We start from the raw sequence: 1,081 nt of genomic DNA, 5'->3' as shown, positions 1-1,081 counted from the left end.
TCACAGGAGCGGACGCAGGGCCCATCAGGGGCCCTCATCTGGGGGATTGAATCGGGCCCGCCCGCACACCATGCACCACAAACCGGCCACCCGGATAGATCCTGACCGAAAGCATTCGCTCTGCCTGGACGCGGTGGCGGCCCGGCTGCTCCAGCAGCCGGGTGTCGAGGTCGTCCGTCACGACCACGCCCCCTGCGCCGCGGCCGGCTCAAGAAGTCGGTGCTGGGGCGGGCTGGCCCTCAAGCCCCTGTCGGCCGGGCATGCTCACGCCGCCACCAGGCAGTGATCTGATGAAGTAGCTGCCCTGCAGAGCGATGACCCAGGCCAGGGCCCTGGAAGAAACGGGCACGTCCAGCCGCCAACCGTGCGCGAAGCGCACTGGCGATCGAACGGGGCCACCCAGTCCTCGTACGGGTGGCGCGGCGTCATGTGCAGATAGCCGCGTCCGCGTCCCCTCCAAGGGCCCGGCAACCCGCCGAGCAGTGCCCTCACGCCGTATGAGCCCGTCGGGTACTTGGCGCCCAGCGTGAAGCGCGGGACGAGCATGATCCTGGACCAGGGAATCATCTGCCCTTCGGAGGCCTGGGCGTACGAGTGCAGCCCATCCGCACCGAACCGCAGCCAGGCGCCGCCCGGCCTCCGGAGATCGCCCACCGTCCAGCGGCCGTCGACCCGTTCCAGCGGCCCCAGAGACTCGCCTCTGTCACTCATCCGCCCATTGGATCACGTGTTCCATGCCACCGGTGGCAGTGGTGCAGGGAGAACCTGGCGATCCGCTTGTACAGCGGTTCGCCGTGAACAGTGAAGCTCCGGCAGCCGGCCCATCGCGGTCTCGAGCATCGTCCCGGTCAGCGCGGTCGGGTCATCGCGTCCAGGCGGACGACGACCATGGCGATGTCGTCGGCTGCGCCGCTGGTGAGGTCCAGGCCGGCGAGAAGGGCGTCGGCGAGGTGATCCGCACCGAACCCGGTGCAGTCGGGGAGCATGTCGGTCAGGCGGGCCAGGCCGGCGTCGATGTCTTCCCCGCGGCGTTCGATCAGGCCGTCGGTGTAGAGGATGAGGGTGTCGTCCGGGGTGTAGG

General features: G+C 69.4%; 2 protein-coding genes. One reads left to right on the top strand and one right to left on the bottom strand.

Translation table 11 applies throughout. The features are described from left to right. Positions 1-70: 70 nt before the first annotated feature. The gene (locus CCN33_RS31755) at positions 71-286 is read left to right on the top strand and encodes a hypothetical protein (RefSeq protein ID WP_140394769.1); all 216 of its coding nucleotides are present in this window, start codon (positions 71-73) and stop codon (positions 284-286) included. 562 nt (positions 287-848) lie between these two features. Here CCN33_RS31755 and CCN33_RS30045 read toward each other — a convergent pair. Further along, the coding region (locus CCN33_RS30045; protein WP_167387982.1) for a SpoIIE family protein phosphatase at positions 849-1,081 on the bottom strand (233 nt) is incomplete at its 5' end.

It is taken from the genome of Streptomyces recifensis (genome assembly GCF_002154615.1).
Taxonomy (GTDB): Bacteria; Actinomycetota; Actinomycetes; order Streptomycetales; family Streptomycetaceae; genus Streptomyces; species Streptomyces griseoluteus.
The sequence above is the reverse complement of the archived record's forward strand: the minus strand, read 5'-3'. Positions and strand labels throughout refer to the sequence as shown.

Coding starts and splice junctions, on each gene's coding strand:
- CCN33_RS31755 (WP_140394769.1), top strand. CDS start 71: ATGCACCACAAACCGGCCACCCGGATAGATCCTGACCGAAAGCATTCG.